General features: G+C 60.3%; 24 protein-coding genes and 2 pseudogenes. 1 reads left to right on the forward strand and 25 read right to left on the reverse strand.

Annotated elements, in window-relative coordinates; all coding sequences use genetic code 11:
- The 25 genes and pseudogenes from AB1J88_RS00100 to AB1J88_RS00220 all read right to left on the reverse strand — a co-directional run.
- A partial coding sequence (locus AB1J88_RS00100; RefSeq protein WP_430289912.1) for an ADP-ribosylglycohydrolase family protein occupies positions 1–779 on the reverse strand: 779 nt, incomplete at its 3' end.
- Positions 776–1489: a GntR family transcriptional regulator gene (locus tag AB1J88_RS00105; protein ID WP_430289913.1), complete on the reverse strand. Its 714-nt coding sequence runs from the start codon at positions 1487–1489 to the stop codon at positions 776–778. The genes AB1J88_RS00105 and AB1J88_RS00100, both read right to left, overlap by 4 nt.
- Positions 1490–1685: 196 nt before the next feature.
- The gene (araH, locus tag AB1J88_RS00110) at positions 1686–2654 is read right to left on the reverse strand and encodes an L-arabinose ABC transporter permease AraH (RefSeq protein WP_041069807.1); all 969 of its coding nucleotides are present in this window, start codon (positions 2652–2654) and stop codon (positions 1686–1688) included.
- 12 nt (positions 2655–2666) lie between these two features.
- Positions 2667–4211 carry an L-arabinose ABC transporter ATP-binding protein AraG gene (gene araG / locus AB1J88_RS00115; RefSeq protein WP_134787069.1) on the reverse strand — a complete coding sequence of 515 codons (1545 nt, stop codon included), beginning with the start codon at positions 4209–4211 and terminating at the stop codon, positions 2667–2669.
- 33 nt (positions 4212–4244) lie between these two features.
- On the reverse strand, positions 4245–5249 hold the full coding sequence (locus AB1J88_RS00120) for a substrate-binding domain-containing protein (protein ID WP_047295641.1): 1005 nt from the start codon (positions 5247–5249) through the stop codon (positions 4245–4247).
- A 278-nt stretch (positions 5250–5527) separates the two neighbouring features.
- Positions 5528–6346 carry an SDR family oxidoreductase gene (locus AB1J88_RS00125; RefSeq protein ID WP_041069220.1) on the reverse strand — a complete coding sequence of 273 codons (819 nt, stop codon included), beginning with the start codon at positions 6344–6346 and terminating at the stop codon, positions 5528–5530.
- Between the two features lie 270 nt (positions 6347–6616).
- The gene (locus AB1J88_RS00130; protein WP_430289914.1) at positions 6617–7492 is read right to left on the reverse strand and encodes an SMP-30/gluconolactonase/LRE family protein; all 876 of its coding nucleotides are present in this window, start codon (positions 7490–7492) and stop codon (positions 6617–6619) included.
- Positions 7493–7538: 46 nt separating this feature from the next.
- Positions 7539–8255, reverse strand: a complete 717-nt coding sequence (locus AB1J88_RS00135) for a FadR/GntR family transcriptional regulator (RefSeq protein ID WP_041069214.1) — start codon at positions 8253–8255, stop codon at positions 7539–7541.
- Positions 8256–8377: 122 nt separating this feature from the next.
- Entirely contained in the window at positions 8378–8938 is a 561-nt protein-coding gene (locus tag AB1J88_RS00140) for a DUF1285 domain-containing protein (protein ID WP_041069211.1), read from the reverse strand.
- Between the two features lie 15 nt (positions 8939–8953).
- Positions 8954–9559: a DUF4823 domain-containing protein gene (locus tag AB1J88_RS00145; protein WP_041069208.1), complete on the reverse strand. Its 606-nt coding sequence runs from the start codon at positions 9557–9559 to the stop codon at positions 8954–8956.
- A 170-nt stretch (positions 9560–9729) separates the two neighbouring features.
- A complete protein-coding gene (locus AB1J88_RS00150; RefSeq protein WP_430289915.1) occupies positions 9730–10698 on the reverse strand; it encodes a GTP 3',8-cyclase MoaA in 969 nt (322 codons plus the stop codon).
- 137 nt (positions 10699–10835) lie between these two features.
- The gene (locus AB1J88_RS00155; RefSeq protein ID WP_007950805.1) at positions 10836–11474 is read right to left on the reverse strand and encodes a TetR/AcrR family transcriptional regulator; all 639 of its coding nucleotides are present in this window, start codon (positions 11472–11474) and stop codon (positions 10836–10838) included.
- A gap of 352 nt (positions 11475–11826) precedes the next feature.
- The gene (locus AB1J88_RS00160) at positions 11827–12618 is read right to left on the reverse strand and encodes a TatD family hydrolase (RefSeq protein WP_108183480.1); all 792 of its coding nucleotides are present in this window, start codon (positions 12616–12618) and stop codon (positions 11827–11829) included.
- A 15-nt stretch (positions 12619–12633) separates the two neighbouring features.
- On the reverse strand, positions 12634–12990 hold the full coding sequence (locus AB1J88_RS00165) for a PilZ domain-containing protein (RefSeq protein WP_430289916.1): 357 nt from the start codon (positions 12988–12990) through the stop codon (positions 12634–12636).
- A gap of 42 nt (positions 12991–13032) precedes the next feature.
- The gene (locus tag AB1J88_RS00170) at positions 13033–14016 is read right to left on the reverse strand and encodes a DNA polymerase III subunit delta' (RefSeq protein WP_430289917.1); all 984 of its coding nucleotides are present in this window, start codon (positions 14014–14016) and stop codon (positions 13033–13035) included.
- Positions 14009–14641, reverse strand: a complete 633-nt coding sequence (gene tmk / locus AB1J88_RS00175) for a dTMP kinase (RefSeq protein WP_430289918.1) — start codon at positions 14639–14641, stop codon at positions 14009–14011. Before tmk ends, AB1J88_RS00170 begins: the two co-directional genes overlap by 8 nt.
- A 19-nt stretch (positions 14642–14660) precedes the next feature.
- Positions 14661–15818, reverse strand: a complete 1158-nt coding sequence (gene mltG, locus AB1J88_RS00180; RefSeq protein WP_430289920.1) for an endolytic transglycosylase MltG — start codon at positions 15816–15818, stop codon at positions 14661–14663.
- A gap of 3 nt (positions 15819–15821) precedes the next feature.
- Complete coding sequence (gene pabC, locus AB1J88_RS00185) at positions 15822–16637, reverse strand: aminodeoxychorismate lyase (RefSeq protein WP_430289921.1); 816 nt, start codon at positions 16635–16637, stop codon at positions 15822–15824.
- Positions 16637–17881 (reverse strand): beta-ketoacyl-ACP synthase II, encoded by a 1245-nt coding sequence (gene fabF, locus AB1J88_RS00190; RefSeq protein ID WP_430289922.1) that lies wholly within the window; start codon positions 17879–17881, stop codon positions 16637–16639. The genes pabC and fabF overlap by 1 nt, the downstream gene beginning before the upstream one ends.
- A gap of 108 nt (positions 17882–17989) precedes the next feature.
- Positions 17990–18226, reverse strand: a complete 237-nt coding sequence (gene acpP / locus AB1J88_RS00195; RefSeq protein WP_003175607.1) for an acyl carrier protein — start codon at positions 18224–18226, stop codon at positions 17990–17992.
- Positions 18227–18422: 196 nt separating this feature from the next.
- Positions 18423–19164, reverse strand: a pseudogene (gene fabG / locus AB1J88_RS00200) (3-oxoacyl-ACP reductase FabG).
- 16 nt (positions 19165–19180) lie between these two features.
- Positions 19181–20119, reverse strand: coding sequence for an ACP S-malonyltransferase (gene fabD / locus AB1J88_RS00205; RefSeq protein ID WP_222018646.1), 939 nt, complete (start codon positions 20117–20119; stop codon positions 19181–19183).
- A 123-nt stretch (positions 20120–20242) separates the two neighbouring features.
- Positions 20243–21253 (reverse strand): annotated as a pseudogene (gene plsX, locus AB1J88_RS00210) (phosphate acyltransferase PlsX).
- Between the two features lie 4 nt (positions 21254–21257).
- Positions 21258–21440 carry a 50S ribosomal protein L32 gene (gene rpmF / locus AB1J88_RS00215; RefSeq protein ID WP_003179396.1) on the reverse strand — a complete coding sequence of 61 codons (183 nt, stop codon included), beginning with the start codon at positions 21438–21440 and terminating at the stop codon, positions 21258–21260.
- Between the two features lie 13 nt (positions 21441–21453).
- Positions 21454–21981: a YceD family protein gene (locus tag AB1J88_RS00220; RefSeq protein ID WP_003204262.1), complete on the reverse strand. Its 528-nt coding sequence runs from the start codon at positions 21979–21981 to the stop codon at positions 21454–21456.
- Positions 21982–22086: 105 nt separating this feature from the next.
- Here AB1J88_RS00220 and AB1J88_RS00225 point away from each other — a divergent pair.
- The coding region (locus AB1J88_RS00225; protein ID WP_430289924.1) for a Maf family protein at positions 22087–22283 on the forward strand (197 nt) is incomplete at its 3' end.

Here is a 22283-nt window from a genome sequence, read left to right on the forward strand (position 1 = left end):
AGGGCAAACGAGACCACCACCGATTCCTGCGAGGCCACTGACGTGCCGATCACGTCGTACAGCAGATCCGCCAGCAGCGCCTTGTCGCTGTCGACGCTGATGCTGCGCGCCCAACTGATGCGCGAAGCGATGCGCCCGCCAGCGACCCAGTGCCCATGTGCCTCGGCCTGTTGCGCAATCTGCTGGCCAAGGTTCAATGCCTCGCCCAGATCCATGCCGTTGATCCCGGCCGAAACCACCGCCGCCACCGCCGCCGCGCTGGAAATCCCCAGCGTGGTGTTGTGGGTGACCTGACAGGCCTGCACCACGGCCGCAATGAAACGCTCGGGATCGGCGACGTTTGCGGCGATGCCAACCGGGGTGATGCGCATCGCCGCGCCATTGGTGGTGCCGTAACGCCCGGCCTCCTCCGGCGAATGCCCGGCGAGGATCATTTCAATGGCGCGTTTGGTCGACGGGCCGAGCAGGTCCTGCGACCCCTTGGCCTGCATCTCGGCTTCCCATTCGATCAGCCGTTGGGCGAGGACTGCCGGCTCGATCTGACCCTTGCCTTCGACCAGCAACTGACCGACCAGAATCGCCTGTTCGGTGTCGTCGGTGATCGAGCCTTTGGGCATGTTGGCGGCAATCGGTTGCAGAGGACCGGCATCCTGCAGATCGGTGATCCGGCCAAAGCGGGTCTTGATCGTTTCGCGGTTCAGCGATTGCGTCGGCATGCCCAGCGCATCACCGAGGGCCAGGCCGTAAAACGCACCGAGGGCACGGTTGAGCGCGGTCATTTCGATTCTCCAAATTGCAGGTGCAGGCGGAAATGCACCGGGTCGAGCAGGCTTTCGACCTGTTCCATGAAACGTTTCTGTCGGTCGTAGGTGGTGCGCAGGGCCTTGAGGAACACGGTCCCAGTCGGGCGCCCGAGCAGTTCGGCGTCCTCGGCATTCAGCGGTTCGGCGCCGATCCATTGATCGCCGCGTTCGCCGATGTAGCCGTAGGCCGCGAGGGTAATGGTCAACGAGTTGTCGATCAGACCGACACGCGGCAGGCTTTCCAGGCCGCCGGTGGCCGGCATCAAAGAGCGCTCGAGGGACACCAGGGTGCCGTCGTTGGAGCGGCGACGGCGGTCGAGGGTGATGAATTGGTCGGTACCGAACCGCGAGAGCAGATCGGGCCGGGTCACGGCTTCCAGGCGCAGCACTTCGGTGTTGATCAGCGCCCCGCTGTCGGCCAGCGCCTGCGCCCAGCCGCTGCGCTGATCGAGCGCTACACCGTCGAACGTGACAATGGAGCCGACCCCGCTTTGCGTGGCGATGTAATTGCGCCGCTTCAGCTCGGCCAGCGCCTCGCGCAACGTGCCACGGCTGACGTTGAATTCCTGCGCCAACTGATGCTCGCCGGGCAACAGAAAGCCGTCCTCCATGAGGCCGCTTTCGATGCGCCGGACGAGCTCGTCGACCACCCGTTGTTTCTTGTCAAATCGTACCTGTCTAATCATGTACAAAGTGATACCCGAAACGGGCGCGAGCGGGCAAGGAATTTTTAGGAGAGATGACGGAAGGTCTGGCGCGGCGCAACCACCTGTGGGAGCTGGCTTGCCAGCGATGGCGGTCGGAACATTCAAAGTTAATGTTGAATGATCAACCGAAATCGCTGGCAAGCCAGCTCCCACAGGTTCGCGTGCTGAGCGGGAATCAGCGTTGTTTGAGGCGGTCGATGACCACGGCCAGCAACAGAATCGAACCGCGAATCACATACTGATAAAACGTGTCGATGTTCTTCAGGTTCATCGCATTTTCGATGATCGCCAGAATCAGCACCCCGGCAATCACGTGGCGGATCATGCCGATCCCGCCGCTCAACGACACGCCGCCGAGCACACACGCCGAAATTACGGTCAGCTCGAAACCCTGGCCAATCATTGGCTGCCCGGAGGTCATGCGCGATGCCAGAATCACCCCGGCCAGTGCGCCGATCACGCCGTGCACGGCAAAAATGATGATCTTGGTCCGGTCAACGTTGACCCCGGCGAGCAACGCCGCTTCCTGGTTGCCGCCGATGGCCATGGTGTTGCGCCCGTAGGTGGTGTAGTTCAGCAGCCAGCCGAAGAACAGGAAGCAGACGATGGTGATCAGGATCGGCACCGGCACGCCGAACAACTGGCCGTTGCCGAAGACGAAGAACGACTCCTGCGACACGCCCACCGCTTTGCCGTTGGCAAAAATGTAGGCCAGGCCGCGAACAATCTGCATGGTCGCCAGCGTGGTGATCAACGCGTTGACCCGCAACTTGGCAATCACGATGCCGTTGATCAGCCCGACCATCAGGCCCATCACCAGCGCCGCGCTGACGCCGAGGAACACGCTGTTGGTGTCGCGCATCACCACCGCCGCAACGACCCCGGCGCAAGCGATCACCGAGCCTACCGACAAGTCGAAGTGCCCCGACGCCAGGCAATACAGCATGGTGCACGCGGCAATGCCGGTGGTGGAAATCGCCAGGCCCAGCCCGCGCATGTTCAGTGGCGAGAGGAAGTTGTCGATCAGCAGCGTGCAGGCGACGAAGATGCCGATGGCCGCCAGCAGCATGACCCAGTCGTCGAGGAAGCGCCGCAGGTCCAGCGGTTTGCGGGGAGTCGGCAGCGCCTTGTTTTGGATGGTCATCATAGTCACCTCTCAGTTCGCCACGCCGTCAGCGCGATGGCGCGGCAAAGCCAGTTGCAGCAGGTTGGATTCATTGGCCTGGTCGCGGCTGACTTCGCCGCGCAGCGCGCCTTCGCAGAGCACCAGAATGCGGTCGGAAATGCCCATCACCTCCATGAGGTCGCTGGACACCACGATCACCGAAATGCCGTCGGCGGCCAGGTTATGGATGATCTGGTAGATCTCGGCCTTGGCCCCGATGTCGATGCCGCGAGTCGGCTCGTCGAGCAGCAGAACCTTCATCGGCATTGACAGCCAGCGACCGAGAATGGCCTTCTGCTGATTGCCGCCGGACAGGAATTTGATCTGCTGACCGGCGTGCGGGGTTTTGACTTTCAGCGCCTTGATCTGCTTGTCGGCGTTGCCCTTCTCCCACAGCCCGCGCAGCAGGCAGCCGAGACTGGCATTGGCGCCGCGCGCGCTGATGTTGATGTTCTCGGCAACGCTGGCCAGCGGAATGATCCCTTCTTTTTTCCGGTCCTCGGGGCACAGCAGGATCCCGGCGGCAATCGCGTCGCGCGGCGAGCGCAACTTCAATTCATGCCCGCGTAATTCGAGGCGTCCGGCGGTGTTGCGTTCAAGCCCGCTGAGCAGCCGGAACAATTCCGTGCGCCCCGCCCCGACCAGGCCGAACAGCCCGAGAATCTCGCCCTTGTGCGCCTCGAAACTCACCGGCTCACGCAGCCCCGGGCCGAGCAAACCGTCGACCTTCAACGCCACCGCGCCGCGTGGACGGCTGCGGTAATCGTAGATGTCCTGAATGTCGCGACCGACCATGCAGGTCACCAGTTGATCGTGGGTCAACTGGCTCATGTCATCGAAGGTGCGCACGTAACGGCCATCCTTGAACACCGTCACCGCGTCGCAAATGCGGAACACTTCTTCCATGCGATGCGAGACGTAGAGCACCACTTTGCCCTCATCGCGCAGGCGGCTGATGATCGCCATCAGACGGTCGATTTCGCGCGCCGAGAGGCTGCTGGTCGGCTCATCGAAGGCGATCACATGCGCGCCACGGGACAGCGCCTTGGCGATTTCCACCAGTTGCCGCTGGCCGAGCGACAGGCGCCCGACCTTGGTCTGCGGGTCGATCTCATCGGCCAGGCCCTTGAGGCAGGCCAGGGCATTCTGGCGCAGGACACCACGATTGATCAGGCCGAAACTGGCCGGCAGATGACCGAGAAACAGGTTCTCGGCCACGCTCATTTCCGGCACCAGATGCAGCTCCTGGTGAATCACCGCGACGCCGCTGCCGATGCTGTCGGCGGTCGACTTGAACGCCATGGTCTGCTCGCCGATCTGCAACTCGCCGCTGCTCGGGATGTAGGCGCCGCCAAGGATTTTCAGCAGGGTCGATTTGCCGGCGCCGTTCTCGCCCATCAAGGCGTGCACCTGCCCCGGGTGGGCGACGAAGCTGATCGCGTCCAACGCCTTGACCCCGGGGAAGGTCTTGCCGATCCCGTTGAAGCGCAGGCTGCCGCCGGCGCTGCTTGCATGTGTCTGTACTTGCGCGTGCATCTGAGTCACCTCTTCACACCGATCGAGCAGCCATCAGTTCCACAGGCCGATTTTTTCCAGCTCTTGCTTGAAGTTCTCGCGGGTGATCAGGGTGACATCGTCCATCGCCGTGTACTTCGGCGGTTCTTTGCCGGTGGTGACCCACTCGTACATCATCTCGGCGGTCTTGTAGCCTTCGATGTGCGGGCTTGGCAGCATCGAACCGAAGAAACCGCTATTGGGCTTTTTCAGCTCACCGATGGCGTCGGTGCCATTGATGCCGATACCAATCACGTTGGCCGCAGCGAACCCGGCGGCTTCGGTGGCGCGCACGCCGCCGAGCACGGTGTTGTCGTTCATGCCGCCGATGATCAGGTTCTTCGCTGCGCTGGGCAGCTTGACCAGCGCCGAGTTGGTGGCGTCCATGCTGCCCGGCACGTCGAGGGTTTTCAGCGCGGCGGTCAGGATGTGGTCTTTCGGCAGGCCGGCGTCTTCGAGCGCCTTCATCGAACCGTCGGTGCGCTTCTTGCCGGTGTCGAGCTCGTTGTAGGTGTTGACCACCGCGTAGGTGTCTTTCCAGTCCCAGTTGCGTTTCTTCGCTTCGGCGACCATCGCGTTGCCCTGCTTCTGGCCGACTTCGAACGCGGCCATGCCGAGGTATGGCACGTCTTCCATGAACTTGCCGCTGGCGTCGACGAAACGATCATCGACGGCAATCACTTTGAGGTCATTGAGCTTGGCTTTGGCCATGATCGCCGGGCCGAGCGAGACGTCCGGCGGGCAGATCACGAAGCCTTTGGCGCCGTTCGCCGCAAGGCTGTCGATGGCCGAGAGGGTTTTCTCGCCGTCCGGCACGGCGATCTTGATCAGTTCGAAGCCTTTGTCCTTGGCGGCTTTTTCAGCGAAGGCCCATTCGGTCTGGAACCATGGCTCTTCAGCCTGCTTGACCAGGAAACCGATTTTCACGGCGTCGGCAGCGAGCAGCGTACTGCTCAGACTGAACGCGGTGACCGCCAGCGCGGCACTGCACAGGGTACGAATCCCGAAACGACGTTTCATAAGCTGACTCCTTGTTATTTTTCTTGAGCAAATTAAACAGCTTGTGGCGAGGGAGCTTGCTCCCGCTGGGCTGCGAAGCGGCCCTAAAACCGGTTACCTCGGTCAATCAAACACACCGCGCAGCCCGAATTTACGACTGCTGCGCAGCCGAGCGGGAGCGAGCTCCCTCGCCACAGGTGTGGTGGCGTGACACGTACTGCTGCAAAGCCTGTTGAAAAAAGTCATATCGTATGATGATTGGATTTCAAGCGGAGTGCACCGCTTGAAACCCGATCCACTCAGTCGTGGTACATCACCGAGCGCCCACCATCGATGGTGATACACGCGGCATTGATAAACGGCGCTTCATCACTGGCCAGGAACACGGCGGTCATGGCCACTTCAATCGGCTGGCCGATACGTTTCGGCGGGTGCAGATCGAATGCGCGCTGACGCTCGGCGTGCGGGTCGGCAAAGCCGTTCCAGTAATCGACGTTGAGTTGCGTCTCGATGTAGCCCGGGGCGATAGCGTTGACCCGAACGCCCTTCGCCGCGTACTCGATACCCAGCGCCCGGGTCAGGCCGAGCAGGCCGTGCTTGGCCACCGGGTACGGGAAGCAACCGGGAATGATGTGGGAGGAATGGGTCGAAGCGATGTTGATGATGCTGCCGACACCTTGCTCGATCATCTGCGGCAGCACGGCTTTGCAACCGTACCAGGCGCCGTCCAGATCGATGGCGAAGCAACGACGCCAGTCTTCTTCGGTCATTTGCAGCGGGTCGCGGAATACGTTGACCCCGGCGCAGTTGACCAGCACGTCGATGCGCCCGTGCCGCTCAACCGCCAGTCTGGCCATGGCGTGCAGGTCTTGCTGGCGCGAGACGTCGGCCTTGATTGCCTGCACGTCAGCGCCCTGCTCGCGCCAGTGCGCGGCAACCTTCTCGACCTTCTCTGCCTGAATGTCGCTGATCACCAGCCTGGCCTGCTGTGAGGCGAAGGTGGCGACGATGGCTTCGCCGATGCCTTGGGCCGCGCCGGTCAGCAGCACCACTTTGTCTTTCAGACGCTCACCCTTCGGCGGCGCAGGCACCGGCGGCAAGGAAAGAGGTTCAGCCATGGATCAGGACTCCTGTTCGTCGACACAAAAAAACCGGGCATCTGACGATGTCCGGTCTGGAAGACTGTGAAAACGAAACAGGCAGGCGCGGCGAGCGACGCCGGGCCGTTGCGAGACGCTGACTCCGTTGGGGAGTGCGATAGAGATCCGCTGCATCACTTCACCTGTTTTGTTCTTTTTAAGTGTGAGTGCGTGTTACTGCTGGAGCCGACTATAAACCCGACCGCCGAACAATCTCAATATATAATTTTGCATCCCATATTTTGGGATTCAGCCAGCGAAGCGTGTGCAGAGTTTGCCCGGTACATCGACCCGCATCGACAACAGCGCGCCATCCAATGGATGGTTGTGCGGACTCTGGGCGCTGGTGATGTAGAGGGTTTTCAGGTCTTCGCCGCCGAATACGCAACTGGTCGGTCGGCTGACGGGCAGGTCGATTTTGCGCTCGACCTTGCCTTCCGGGCTCAGGCGCAGCAGACAACTGCCATCCCAGCGGGCGTTCCACACGTAGCCTTCGGCGTCCATTGCCGAACCGTCCGGGCCGCCGTTCTGGTCAGGACCGTACCAGCGTTTGGCGACATCGAGATTGCCATCGGTGTGAATGAAATAGCGATTGAGCGCCCCGTCCAGGCTGTCGCCGAATAGCAGCGTGGTGCCGTCGTCGCTCCACAGCAAGGTGTTGGGAATCCCCAAGCCACGCAGCAACGGTGTGACACGCTGGTCGGGATCAATGCGGAACAGGCCACCGGAACGACGCTCGATCGGCAGGTCTTCGCCGTTGGCGCCGATGTTGTTCTGCATGGTGCCGAGCCACAATCGCCCCTGACCATCGCAGCGCGCTTCATTGGGCCGATTGCCCGGTTGCGGGTCGACGATACAGAACAGCGTCAGGCGTGGCTCGAGGCCTGGTGAGTCGAGATCCAGACGATAGACGCCGCTGCTCAGGGTCACCAGCGCATCGCCGCTGGCACACGGGATAAACGCCGAAACGTGTTCGGGCATCTGCCAGATCTGCACGTTGTTGCCGATCAGTCGCAGCGCCTGCTGGCCGGCGATATCGACCCAGTACAGCGCCTGGGTGGGGGCGTCCCAGAACGGGCCTTCTCCGAGTCTGGCGCGGTGTTGGGTTACGGCGGTCCAGCTCATGGCAACTCCTTGGTTTTTGTGGTTTTTATGGTAGGGATTTGTGTTGTCAGCTGGCTTTTTTGTCGGCCATCACCTGCGGGTAAAAGCGCTTGATTGCCAGGTCGGCATTGTCGATCAGGGTCATGCAGGCCCACACACCGCGCGCCGCATCGCGGGCGACGATGGCGTCGGCCATGTCCTTGTGGATCGGCAATGTGCGACGCAGTTCATCGGGGTCAGCGGCGGAGACTTCAAACGACACGGCGAGCAGGGCGCCGAGGGCCGGGACCATTTGCTCAATGAACTGGTTATGGCTGGCTGCCAGAATGCACTCGTGGAACACCTGGTCGGCACGGTTGTAATCGATGCCGCTGTCGACCGCCCGTTCCAGCGCGTTGTAGGCCAATTGCACCGCATGAATCTGCTCCAGGCTGGCGCGCTCGCAGGCCCAGCGCACGGCCATCGGTTCGATGGTGCGACGCAGATCGAGCAGGTCATCGACAAAGTTTTCCGGCAAGCCATTGCGTGACAGCCAGCCGACGACTTGCGGATCAAACAGGTTCCAGCGCCGCACTGGCAACACGCGGGTGCCGACTTTCGGCCCGACTTCGAGCATGCCTTTGGCGACGAGGGTCTTGATCGCCTCGCGAATCACCGTGCGGCTGACGCCGAGTTGCTCGCCCAGATCGGCCTCGACCTTGATCGTCTGCCCCGGCTTTACCTGGCCAGCGGCAATCCAGCTGCCCAGCCAATCGACCGTTGATGCATGAAAGCTGCTGGACATGAAAACCTCAAAGCGCTTGGCGATGGGTGTCCACGCTAATGATCATATGATTAGCCGTCAATCGAGATTTTAAGGTAATTCTCAAAACCAATGGGGGAGCTCGCTCCCACAGGGATTTTTGTTTAAGGCTCGAGGCCGATGCGGAAGAATTCGCCGCCACTCCATACGCCCAACCAGCGCTGCCCGTCGATTTCGCGACTGACCGCCAGTTCCACCAGTTGGTAAAACACATTGCGGTGAATCAGCGCTTCGAGGTTGGTGCGCACGTGCACGTAAGGCGCGGGCTCTTGAGTCACCGGGTCGATCTCGACGCGGATCGGATGTTCCGGCCCGGCCTCGGCGGTCTCCTCGACGTTGGTGGTGAAGCGCAGCAACTGCGCTTCACCCTCGCCTTCAACCTCCACGGCAATCGCCACAAACGGCGCGTCGTCGACTTTGATCCCGACCTTTTCCACCGGGGTAATCAGGAAGTAATCATCGCCGTCGCGGCGGATGATGGTGGAGAACAGCTTGACCATCGGCTTGCGCCCGATCGGCGTGCCCAGGTAATACCAGGTGCCGTCACGGGCGATGCGCATGTCGATGTCGCCGCAGAAGTCCGGGTTCCACAAGTGCACCGGCGGCAGGCCTTTGGTTTTGGGGATTTGTCCCAACAGGTCATTGGCTTTTTGCGGGCCACTCATGGCGTACTCCTTGGTTTATTGGTCGCCGACTCCCAGCAGGCTGCGCGCATATTGCGCCAGCGGCGGGCCGATCAGGTCTTCCGGCTTGTTGTCGTGGAACGTCAGTAAACCGCCACGACTCTTGATCCGTGCAGTATCAATCAAATACTGGGTGCTGGTCTCGATCAACATGATCTGAATCACCCCGCCGTCGATGCCGAGGCGATCCACGGCTTCCTGATCGAGCCACTCGTCGGAGTTGCCGATGCGGTCGTCAGCCTTGGCGAAGCGGGTATACAGCAGGTAGTGAGCACCGGCATCGCGGGCTTCGCCCAATGCCTGATCGAGGCCTTCCGGGGCTCGCGCACGGCGGACCATCGGGAAGTATTCGACAAAACCTTTGAACGCTTCTTCGGCCACAACGTTCGGGCGCGGATAGGAGCCACCCGGCGGCGCGAATGAACCCTGGGCGATGTAGATGAACGAGTCCGGCTGAATGCGGAAGTTGTTCACCCGACGGCTGTCGCTGTGATCCAGCAGCCCCGCGTCGCTCATCTGATAGCGAGTGCCTTCGGCCATATCGCTGACAGTCATACAGCCGCCAAGCGCCAAAACGGCCAGCAGCAAAACCAGGCTACGCATCCTCATCCTCCAGAAGCCGGTGACGGAAAACCGGCGAATGGCCGTTGGATGCAGCTTTTGCGCCAGCTCAGGAAAATCGTTGATTGTAAGATCGTATTCGCGAGCAAGCTCGCTCCCACAGGAGAATGCATTCGAAATGTGGGAGCGAGCTTGCTCGCGAAAGCGGTTGTTCAGCCGCCGATAATCTTCATAACGGTCGCGCCACCGGAGAACGCCACTTCCTGCTTGTCGCCCAGCGCCTTGACCAGCAAGCGCTGCAACGCTGGTAATGCCTGATGACGCGGCTTGTCGAGCAGATCGCCGACATAGTGACGGTTGCTCGACGACAGGCAGCCGTGCAGCCATCCCGTCGAAGACAGACGCAAGCGCGAACAGGTTCGGCAGAACGGCACGCTTTCGTTGGCAATCACGCCGAAATGGCCCAGCCCCGGGATCGCATAACGCACGGCCGTTGCATCGACTGGCGCATCGGCTTGCGCGTACTCGTAACGCTCGCCAATCAGGCTCAGCAACTGCTGCAGGCTGACGAACTGTTGCAGGAAGGCATTGGAGTCAGTGGCGAGGTGGCCCATGCGCATCAACTCGATGAAACGCAGCTCGTAGCCACGTTCCAGACAGTAATCGAGCAGCGGCATCACCTGATCCAGGTTCTGCCCGCGCAACGGCACCATGTTGACCTTGATCTTCATCCCCGCCGCTTTCGCCTGGTCCATGCCATCGAGCACGGTCGCCAGATCGCCGCCACGGGCGATACTGCGGAACGCGCCGGCTTCCAGGGTATCGAGGGATACGTTGATCCGGCGCAGACCGGCGTCCACCAGCAGCGGCAGCTTCTTCGCCAGGAGTTGACCGTTGGTGGTCAGGCTGATGTCTTCCAGGCCCATCTTGCCGACGGCACTCATGAAAGATTCGAGTTTGGGGCTGACCAGCGGCTCGCCACCGGTGATGCGCAAGCGCTCGATGCCGGCGGCTTCGATCAGATACGCCACGCCACGGGCCATGGCTTCGGCCGACAGTTCATCCTGCGCAGCCACCAGCCGCTTGCCGTTGGGCACGCAGTAGGTACAGGCGTAATTGCAGGCTGAAGTCAGGCTGATGCGCAAATTGCGAAAACGCCTGCCTTGACGGTCAACGATCATGATCACTCCGGCGATAGAATTTCGAGCCGCTAAAACTTGACTCACAAATCAAGTTTTAGCAAGCCCTATGCCTGAGTATATTCCTGCGGTACTGCGTCATGTAGCGAAATCATGGCGCAATAAGGCCGCTGAATGATTCAGCTGCTCGGTGTTTCCGGGTCGCGCTTGCGCTTGTTGCCCATGCGCACGCCGATGTCCATCAGGAACTGGAAGAAACCTTCCTGATCTTCCAGAACATTGCTCCAGAACGGCGAGTGATACAGCGCCACCGCGCCGTGCACCAGCGCCCAGGACGCGCAGTAGTGGAAGTACGGCGGCACGTCTTCGAGCTTGCCTTCGCTGATCCGGCCCTTGATGAGCAAGGTCAGGCGTTCGAAGTTCGAGGCACGGATCTTGTGCAGTTCCTCGACCATTTCCGGTACCTGATTGCCTTTCACCACCTTCTCTTCGAGACGGTCGAACAGGCGATAGCGCTGAGGGTCGCGCATACGGAATTCGAAGTAGGCACGGGACAGCGCTTCCTTGTCCTTGTCGACATCGGCCGAATGCAGCAGCTCGTTCAAATCGCGCTCGTAATCGAGCATCAGCCGCAGATAGATCTCGGCCTTGGATTTGAAGTGCTTGTAGATCGTGCCTTTGCCGATACCCACGGCATCAGCAATCATCTCGACGGTGACACTGTCTTCACCTTGTTCGAGGAACAGCTTGAGCGCGGTATCGAGAATTTCTTGCTCGCGGCGACGAAACTCACGGACCTTACGAGGTTCTTTGTGCATAAGAAAAGGTCTGTAGGGGTCAAAATTCGAAGCCGCGTATTATGCCTAACTTGCACAAAAATGCACGGATCATCCGACCATATCTGTGTTTCTTGTTCATTTTGCGAACGCTGAGGCGGCAATGAGAACTCAACTGAAGCGCACGTATTCCAAATTTGTTTAAAAACCCCGACCGCTCAACTGGACTGAACGCCAGACTGATCAATACTTGAACTGTCGGGCGGCATCTCCCCCAAGTGCCGTGCCGGTAAAGGTACCAAGGGACCGCGTGCCTTTGTTTTACTCCTAATGGTCTTAACCCGGATTCACCCCCCAGAACCCGGGTTTTTTTTGCCTGCGATTTGCCGATGACCTACATGGCAGATTTGACAGAGGCCAGCGGAAACAGGCGCTTGAAGTTCTCGGTGGTCTGCTCGGCAAACCGCTCATAGTCTTCCCCACGCAGCATCGCCAGAAACTCCGCCACCTCGCGCACGTACTGCGGCAGGTTCGGTTTGCCGCGATACGGGATCGGCGCCAGATACGGCGAGTCAGTCTCCACCAGCAGGCGATCAGTCGGCACCTTGCTCGCCACATCGCGCAGAGCGTCGGCGTTGCGGAAGGTGACGATGCCCGACAGGGAAATGTAATAACCCATGTCCAGCGCAGCCTTGGCCATGTCCCAGTCTTCGGTGAAGCAATGCAGCACACCGGCCTGGGGCAACGCCGCTTCGCGCAGCAGTTCGAGGGTATCGGCACGGGCGCCACGGGTGTGGATGATCACCGGTTTACCGGTCTGCCGGGCAGCTTGCAGGTGCAGGCGGAAGGATGCCTGTTGCAGCTCGGCGGCTTCCGGCTCGTAGTGATAATCCAGACCGGTTTCACCGATCGCCACCACTTTCGGGTGATTGAGCTCATGCAGCAGCCAGTCCAGCGCCGGCGCCGCGCCCGGTTGCACATCCAATGGGTGCACACCGACCGAGCAATCGACGTCGTCATAGCGCTCGGCGAGGGCTTTGACGTCGGCGGCGTTGTCGGCACTGACGCCGATGCACAGAAAATGCCCGACCCCACGCTGGCGGGCCGCATCAAGTGCAGCATCCAGCGAGCCGTCATGGGCGGCGAGGTCGAGGCGATCAAGGTGACAATGGGAATCTACGAGCATAAAAGAGACGGCTACTTACATCGTATGAGTGGGACGGTCGGATTTCAGGGCTCCGGCCAGATGGGTTTCGATGCGACTGCGGGCGGTGTTGTCGCCCTCGTTGAATTGCACGCCGACGCCGGCTGCGCGGTTGCCCTGAGCGCCTTTGGGGGTAATCCAGGTGACCTTGCCGGCCACCGGGATCTTCTCCGCCTCGTCCATCAGGTTCAGCAGCATGAACACCTCGTCGCCCAACTTGTAGCTCTTGTTGGTCGGGATGAACAGGCCACCGTTCTTGATGAACGGCATGTAGGCGGCGTAAAGCACCGATTTGTCCTTGATCGTCAGGGACAGGATGCCGTTGCGCGGCCCAGGGCTGATGGCTTCATTCATGTTGACCTCCACTGCTGATGTTCAGAGTCTAGGTACACATTCTTATCTTTGACCAGGCAAACCCGCCCATTGCACCAACAACGCTTCCAGCAGCAGTGCCGGGTTGAGGTTGGCTTTGCTCAGGACTTTCTGCCGCTGGGCGAGAATCCAGTCCTGAATATCGAGGACTTTGCCCTGAGCGCTTTTCTGCGCCAGGTACTGCACGACTTTACGCATATCGGTCAGACCGAGGCCGGTTTCATCCTGGGTCAGTTGATAGCGCAGGACCAGGCTGGACCAGTCGCAGAACCAGTCGAACAGGCGCAGCATCGGAATGCTTTTCCATTCTTCGGCCAATTGTGTCGGCGATTGCTGCTGCTTGAGCAACTTCTTCACCCCTTCGACCACCTGCGCCCGCTGCTCACGCACGCCTTGGGACTGCAGACTGACTGCCGCCAATGGCGAACCTGCCGCCAGCGTCAGCAATTCGATGCGCTCCTCTTCGGAACACTCCGGCAGCGCCTGTGCCAGCCATTGCAGGCTCATGGCCTCACCGGGCAGCGGACACGCCTGCTGCACGCAGCGGCTCTTGATCGTCGGCAGCAAACGGCTAGGCTGGTGGCTGACCAGCAACAGCACGGTATCGCCGGAAGGCTCTTCAAGGCTTTTTAGCAAGGCGTTGGCGGCATTGATGTTCATCGACTCCACCGGCTCGATCAGCACCACCTTGCGCCCGCCCAGTTGCGCGGTCTGCACCACGAAACTGACCAGATCACGGACCTGATCGACCTTGATCGCCTTGTCGGCTTCTTCCGGCTCAAGGATGTAATTGTCCGGATGGCTGCCGGCCTTGAGCAGCAGGCAGGACTTGCACTCGCCGCACGCTTCCGGCGTAGGACGCTGACAAAGCAGGCTGGCCATCAGACGTTCGGCCAGCGCGCGCTTGCCGATCCCGGCCGGGCCGTGCAGCAAATACGCGTGAGCGTGCTGACTGCGTCCGGCCAGTTGCTGCCAGAGGCTGTCCTGCCATGGAAAGGCCTCAGCCACGAATCAGCTCCAGCAAGTTCGGAATCAAGGTATCCAGCGATTGCTGAACCTTGACCAATGACTGACCGGCATCGATGCGCACATAGCGCGCAGGATCAGCCTCAGCGCGCTTGAGAAACGCATTGCGCACGGCTTCGAAAAACGCCCGGCCTTCCAGCTCGAAACGATCCAGACGGCCACGGGCACTGGCGCGAGCCAGACCCATTTCCACCGGCAGATCGAAAATCAGTGTCAGATCCGGACGCAAGTCGCCCTGAACGAACGTCTCCAGCGCAGCAATACGCTCCATTGACAAACCACGACCGCCGCCCTGATACGCGTATGTCGAATCAGTGAAACGATCACACAACACCACCGCGCCACGGGCCAGTGCCGGACGAATCACTTCGGCCAAATGCTGGGCGCGCGCGGCGAACACCAGCAACAGCTCGGTGTCGGGGTTCATGACCTCATCGGCCGGGGCCAGCAGCACGTCGCGAATCCGTTCGGCCAGTGGCGTTCCGCCGGGTTCGCGAGTCAGCACCACTTCGATACCTTCGGCGCGCAGACGCTCGGCGAGGTACTCGCGGTTGGTGCTCTTGCCGGCGCCTTCCGGGCCTTCCAGGGTAATAAACAAGCCAGTCACAGGCAGTCCTTAATCAAAGTCATTGCGCGCTCTGCGGTGCGGTCGTCGCGGGTTCGGCAGCAGGGGCTGGCGCAGGTTCCTGAGGCGGAACTTGCGGTAGCGCCTCAGGGCCGGTGTCCGGGGACGCCGCGGCCGGCGCATTTGCCGGGGCCGGGCTGGAGCGGTAATCGGCGCGGCGCTTGAGCTGAAATTCGCGCACCGCACTGTTGTGTGCATCCAAATCATCGGAGAACACATGGCTACCATCACCACGGGCGACAAAATACAGACTGTTGCCTTCCACCGGATTGAGCGCGGCGTGAATCGCCTCGCGTCCGACCATGGCAATCGGCGTCGGCGGCAACCCGGGAATCACATACGTGTTGTACGGCGTCGGCTCTTTGAGATGCGCACGGGTCAATTTGCCGGTGTAGCGGTCGCCCAGGCCATAGATCACGGTCGGGTCGGTCTGCAACTGCATGCCCAGCGCCATGCGACGCACGAACACGCCGGCAATCTGCCCACGCTCCTGCGGCACACCGGTTTCCTTCTCTACCAGCGACGCCATGATCAGCGCCTGATAAGGCTCGCTGTACGGCGCATCGGCCGAGCGGTTTTCCCACTCCTTGGCCAACACTTCATCGAGCCGGTCAAAGGCCTTCTTCAGCAATTCGACATCGGAAACGCCCCGCACGAAACGGTAGGTATCCGGGAAGAACCGACCTTCCGGGAACAATCCACGATGACCGATTTTCTCCATCACTTCGCTGTCGCTCAAGCCCTTGAGGGTTTGCTCGATCTTTTCATCTTTTGCCAGCGCGGCGCGGACCTGGTGGAAATTCCAGCCCTCGACCAGCGTCAGACTGTATTGCACCACTTCGCCACGCTTCCACAAGTCGATCAGACCGTTGACGGTCATGCCTGGCAACATGCGGTACTCGCCGGTATGGATCGGTGTGCCGGCCAGATTAAAGCGCCAGTAAATGCGCAACCAGAAGGCGTCCTTGATGACCCCATCGGTTTCGAGTTCAAGAAAGGTGCGGGTCGGTGTCGAGCCTTTCGGCACATCCAGCAGTTCTTCCTGCGTGATGTTCAGAGGCTGTTCCAGCGCCGAATGAATTTTCCAGGCGCTGGCGCCCAGTAGCAGCCCTGCCAGAACCAGTCCGGTTTCCAGCAGCAGCAAGAATTTACGTCTCACGAATCAGGCATCCAGTAGCGCGCGGGCAATGGTTTGCAGTTTACGGGTGAGCGGGCCAACCGGCCAGCTCAGTGCAGCGTAGGCGCGTACCGGCCAGACGCCATAAACGCTGTTGCAGATAAAGACTTCGTCAGCCCATTGCAGCTGTTCGAGGCTGACATCGGTAATTTGGGTGGGGATGGCCAATGACTCGGCCTGAAACAATAGTTCGGCACGCATCACACCGGCCACGCCACAGCGCTTCAGATCCGGGGTGATCAGTACGCCGTCGCGCACCAGAAACAGGTTGCTGAACACGCCTTCGATGACGCGTCCGGCCTGATCAAGCATCAAGCCTTCGGCGTGTTCGCCGTCGCGCCATTCGGCGCGGGCAAGCACTTGCTCCAGACGATTCAGATGCTTGAGCCCGGCCAGCAACGGCTGATTCGACAGCCGCGTGACGCAGGGAAACAGACGCACACCCTGCTCTCCATGCACGGCAGGATAAGCCGCAGGCGGGTTGCCTTGCAGGATGCGCCGACCCTGCGCCGCAGGATCGGGCGCGTAGCCACGCAAGCCATCACCACGGGTGAGGATCAGCTTGAGCACGCCCTCGCCCATTGCCGCGGCATAGGCCCGCAGTTCCGTGCGAACCCGATCAATATCCGCAGTGATAGCCAGTCGCGAGCAACCCTCGGCCAAACGCGTCAGGTGACGATCCAGCAATATCGGCTGGCCGCCGTGCACGGCGATGGTCTCGAACAGCCCATCGCCATAAGCCAGGCCGCGATCTTTCAGCGACAGAGCGTCAGCCGGCTGACCGTCGACCCAGCTGTCCATCAGCCGGCGAACCGACGGAACGCCAACGTGCCGTTGGTGCCGCCAAACCCGAAGGAGTTGGACAGGACGACATCGATGTCCATGTTGCGCGCCGTGTGCGGCACGAAATCGAGATCGCAGCCTTCATCCGGCTCGTCGAGGTTGATGGTTGGCGGGGCCACCTGGCTGTTGATTGCCAGCACACTGAAGATCGCCTCGACCGCCCCCGCCGCACCCAGCAGGTGACCGGTCATGGACTTGGTGGAGCTGACCGCCAGGTTGTAGGCGTGATCACCGAACACGGTCTTGATCGCGTTGGCTTCGGCAAGGTCGCCGGCCGGGGTCGAAGTACCGTGGGCGTTGATGTACTGCACCTGTTCGATGTTGATTTTCGCATCGCGCAGGGCATTAGTGATGCAGCGCGCTGCACCAGCGCCATCAGCGGGTGGCGAAGTCATGTGGAACGCATCGCCACTGGTGCCGAAGCCGATCAGCTCGGCATAGATGGTCGCGCCGCGAGCCTTGGCGTGCTCGAGCTCTTCGAGCACCAGCGCGCCGGCACCGTCGGAAAGCACGAAGCCATCACGGCCCTTGTCCCATGGACGACTGGCGCGAGTAGGTTCGTCGTTGCGGGTCGACAGCGCACGGGACGCGCCGAAGCCGCCCATGCCCAGACCGCATGCGGCCATCTCGGCACCACCGGCGATCATCACGTCGGCTTCGTCGTACATGATGTTGCGCGCCGCCATGCCAATGCAGTGCGTACCGGTGGTACAGGCAGTGGAAATGGCGTAGTTCGGCCCCTGTGCACCCAGATGGATGGACAGAAAACCGGAAATCATATTGATGATCGAGCCTGGCACGAAGAATGGCGAGATTCGACGCGGGCCCGTCTCATGCAGGGTACGGCTGGTTTCTTCGATATTGGTCAGACCGCCGATGCCCGAACCCATGGCCACGCCAATGCGCTCACGGTTGGCGTCGGTGACTTCCAGACCAGCATTGCGAACAGCCTGAAAACCCGCGGCCAGACCGTACTGAATGAACAGGTCGAGCTTGCGTGCTTCCTTGACCGACAGGTATTCCTCGACATTGAAGCCCTTTACCGAGCCGCCAAAACGGGTGGAATAGGCAGAAAGGTCGGTGTGTTCGATCAGACCAATGCCACTGCGGCCAGCCAGAATGCCCTGCCAGCTGCTTGGCACATCCGTGCCCAGTGGCGACAACATACCCATACCGGTGACTACGACGCGTCTACGCGACACAGCACTCTCCTTTTTCAAATGACGACTTTGCATCAGGCCTAAAGAAAAAACCGCACGCCATGATGGCAGTGCGGTTTTTCCATGACAGCAGACAACGATTACAAACTATTACGCCTGGTGGCTAGTAACGTAGTCGATTGCAGCTTGTACAGTAGTGATCTTCTCAGCTTCTTCGTCAGGGATTTCGGTCTCGAATTCCTCTTCCAGAGCCATCACCAGCTCAACGGTGTCAAGGGAGTCGGCACCCAGGTCTTCAACGAAGGAAGCAGTGTTGACCACTTCTTCTTCTTTAACACCCAGTTGCTCGGCAACGATTTTCTTGACGCGCTCTTCGATGGTGCTCATACCTTGTTTTCACTCCTAATGGACAAATTCAGGCAGCTGGCCAGTGGGTAAGTGTATAGAAAGGCTTTTCAGCTTTTCAACTGAAAGCTTCACTCCTCAAACCCTGCGGCCCTCTGCCTATAAATAGATTGCAGCTTTATAACGGATTTTAGACAGCTCGTATGACATTTTTTTGAAGCAATCCGTCACATTTTACTTACATGTACATCCCACCGTTCACCGGGATTGTAGCCCCAGTGACGTATGCCGCACCGTCGGATGCAAGAAAAGCGACCACCGAGGCGATCTCTTGAGCTTGCCCCAGACGACCCAGCGGAATCTGCGTCTGCAAGGCTTCACGCTGTGCTTCCGGCAGTTCGCGGGTCATATCGGTGTCGATGAACCCTGGGGTTACCGAGTTGACCGTAATCGAACGCGAACCGACTTCACGCGCCATCGCACGGCTGAAACCTTCCAGACCGGCCTTGGCGGCTGCATAGTTTACTTGGCCTGCGTTGCCCATGGCACCCACCACCGAGCCAATACTGATAATTCGGCCCCAGCGCGCTTTGGTCATGCCACGCAAAACGCCCTTGGACAGGCGATACAGACTGTTCAGATTGGTATCGATCACGTCGTACCATTCATCGTCTTTCATGCGCATCATCAGATTATCGCGGGTGATGCCAGCATTATTGACCAGAATGGCCGGCGCACCGAACTGCTCCTGAATGCTCGCCAGCACCGCGCTGACCGATTCGTCGCTGGTGACGTTCAGTTCCAGACCCGTGCCCTGGATACCGTGCTCTTTCAGGGTGGCAGCAATGGCCTCGGCGCCTTTGGCGGAGGGTCGCGGTGCCAACAACGATGGCGCCCTGACGACCCAGTTCCAGTGCGATGGCCTGGCCGATACCGCGGCTTGCACCGGTGACCAGTGCAACTTTACCTTGCAGACTCATGCAAGTTTCTCCTGATTCAGGCCAGCGCTGCACGGGCGGCAGCGAAAGCGTCTGGGGTATTGAGGTTGGAAGTCGAAACGCCTTCGGCGCAACGTTTGTTCAGACCGGCCAGGACTTTGCCCGGACCGCATTCGACCAGACTGGTGGCGCCTTTGGCGGCCAGGGTCTGGACCGATTCAACCCAGCGAACGGGCTTGTACAGTTGTTCGAGCAGATCACGCTTGAGGGTGTCCAGATCGGCCGGCACTTGCGCGCTGACGTTCTGTACGACCGGGATCTGCGGTGCCTGCCAGTCGATGGCAGCGATGGATTCGGCAAAGCGCTCGGCCGCCGGACGCATCAGCTCGCAGTGCGACGGCACGCTCACCGGCAACGGCATGGCACGCTTGGCACCACGGGCCTTGCAACCTTCAATAGCACGCTCGACGGCAGCCTTGGCACCAGCAATCACCACCTGGCCCGGCGAGTTGAAGTTCACCGCGCTGACCACTTCGCCTTGCGCCGCTTCGGCACAGGCGGCCAGCACATCAGCGTCTTCCAGACCGAGAATCGCAGCCATGCCACCCTGCCCGGCCGGAACAGCTTCCTGCATCAGCTGACCACGGCGCTCGACGAGCTTGACCGCATCAGCCAGGCTCAGGCTGCCAGCAGCAACCAGCGCGCTGTATTCACCCAGGCTGTGACCGGCAACGAATGCCGGACGCGCGCCGCCTTCAGCCAGCCACAGACGCCACAGGGCGATCGAGGCGGTCAGAATGGCCGGTTGGGTTTTATCGGTTTGATTGAGCAGCTCTTCCGGGCCCTGCTGGGTCAATGCCCACAGGTCATAGCCCAGAGCCTCAGAGGCTTCTTTGAAAGTTTCGAGGATCAGCGGATGTTCCGCGCCCAGCTCGGCCAGCATGCCGAGGGACTGCGAACCCTGTCCTGGAAAGACGAATGCGAGGGAAGCAGACATGTAACAAGCCCCTAATGATCTTGTCGTCGGAAAGTGACGCCCCACCGGGGGACGCAAGAAACTGACAGTTGGATGGCCCTTTGAACCGGGCGGTCACATTTAAGCATTGTCCGACGAAAACGCCTAAGACAACAGATCCTCCAGACGACCGTGGAGGCGCTCGGGCAGGTTCTCCTGAATCTCGATCAGCGCGCGCTGAATCGCGCTCTGAAAGCCCTGAACCCCGGCCGAACCGTGACTTTTCACCACGATGCCCTGCAAGCGAGAAAACTTGCGCCGTTATGTCGCGCAGGCGCCAGATCCGCCTGCAGACGCTTCATCAATGGCAGGGCCAAAGCACCCACCACGCGGGAAGCGAAGCTTTGCTTGAACAAGGCCTCGATACGCGCAGCGATCATTGTCGCCAGGCCTTCGCTGGACTTGAGCAGGATATTGCCGACAAAACCGTCACAGACCACCACATCCGCCTCGCCGCGATACAGGCCATCGCCCTCGACAAAACCGATGTAGTTGATGCCGCGCGCCGCCTGCAACAAGGTCGCCGCCAACTTGACCTGCTGATTGCCCTTGATGTCTTCGGTACCAATATTCAGCAACGCGACACGCGGCCGGGCGATGCCCAGCGTCTGCGCCGCCACCGAGCCCATCACCGCGAACTGCAATAGATGCTCGGCGCTGCAATCGACGTTGGCGCCCAGGTCGAGCAACTGGCAATAACCCTTCTGCGTCGGAATCGCCGCCACCATCGCCGGCCGATCAATCCCCGGCAAGGTCTTGAGCACAAATCGCGACAGCGCCATCAACGCCCCGGTATTGCCGGCGCTGACACAGGCCTGGGCCTTTCCGTCACGCACCAGTTCCAGGGCGACACGCATCGACGAGTCAGGCTTGCCACGCAAGGCCTGGGTCGGCTTTTCGTCCATGGTGATGACTTCAGACGCCGGGACAATTGTCAGGCGCGCGCGATCGGCAGCCGATTGGCCGTTGATCAGTTCTTCAAGTAGGGAGGGTTGACCGACGAGGGTCAGGTGCAGCGAGGGCGTAGCAGAAAGGCAAGCAAGGCTGGCCTGAACAATGCTGCGGGGGACCGAAGTCCCCGCCCATTGCGTCAATCGCGATGACTTGAGCGGACAAGTGATTACTCGTCAGCGCCCTTGTCGATCACTTTACGGCCACGGTATACGCCTTCTGGCGATACGTGGTGACGCAGGTGAACTTCACCAGTGGTTTTTTCTACAGACAGGGTGCTAGCCTCGAGAGCGTCGTGCGAACGGCGCATGTCACGGGCAGAGCGGGATTTTTTGTTCTGCTGAACAGCCATAATTGATTAACTCCTAAACGTTTGGGTCACGCTTTAACTGCGCCAATACACTGAACGGGTTGGACCGCGTTACCTCGTCCTCGCTCGGTTCGGGCTCATCTGCTCCCGCCGGCTGCTGGCATTCTTCCGGATGATGAGCAGGCACAATGGGCAAGGCGAGCAGAAGCTCCTCCTCGATCAGTGACTGCAGATCCAATGGATCTTCGCCCAGTTCCAGCACGTCATAACCTTTCGGTAACGACTGGGTATTCGCACCCTCCTTCACAACAGCGTAACTGCATTCGCTGTGGATCGGCAGGGTGACCAGCTCAAGACAACGCTGGCAAACCATTTTGACTTCGGTGTCGATAAAGCTGTGGATCACCACAGATTTACGTTCATCTCGCTCAAAAACGAATTTGGCCTGCACCGTACCGACATCGTCGGAAAGCGGGTCGCAGAGTCTCTTCAAATCGGCCAGCAGCAGTTCACCTTGAAGGGTGGTGCCACGGTCAGCCAATTTGCGCGGGTCAACGTGAGGTGGAATCGGGTCATTCAACATAGGCGCAGCATTATAGGGATGCCCCCACCCATGTCAAAGGAAATTGTGCCCTGTCCGTCACTTGCGTGCCTCCGCTAGAATTCGCGCCTGCCTCAGGAGACGTCAATGCTGCCTTTATTACTTGCTTCGAGCTCGACTTATCGCCGTGAATTGCTCGCCCGCCTGCACCTGCCGTTCGTCTGCAGCTCGCCGGATATCGACGAAAGCCACCAGCCGGGCGAATCCGCCATCGAACTGGTCAAGCGCCTCGCCGAACAGAAAGCCCGCGCACTGGCCGCCAGCTACCCCGCTCATCTGATTAT

It is taken from the genome of Pseudomonas sp. S8 (genome assembly GCF_050473925.1).
GTDB classification, from domain to species: domain Bacteria; phylum Pseudomonadota; class Gammaproteobacteria; order Pseudomonadales; family Pseudomonadaceae; genus Aquipseudomonas; species Aquipseudomonas parakoreensis.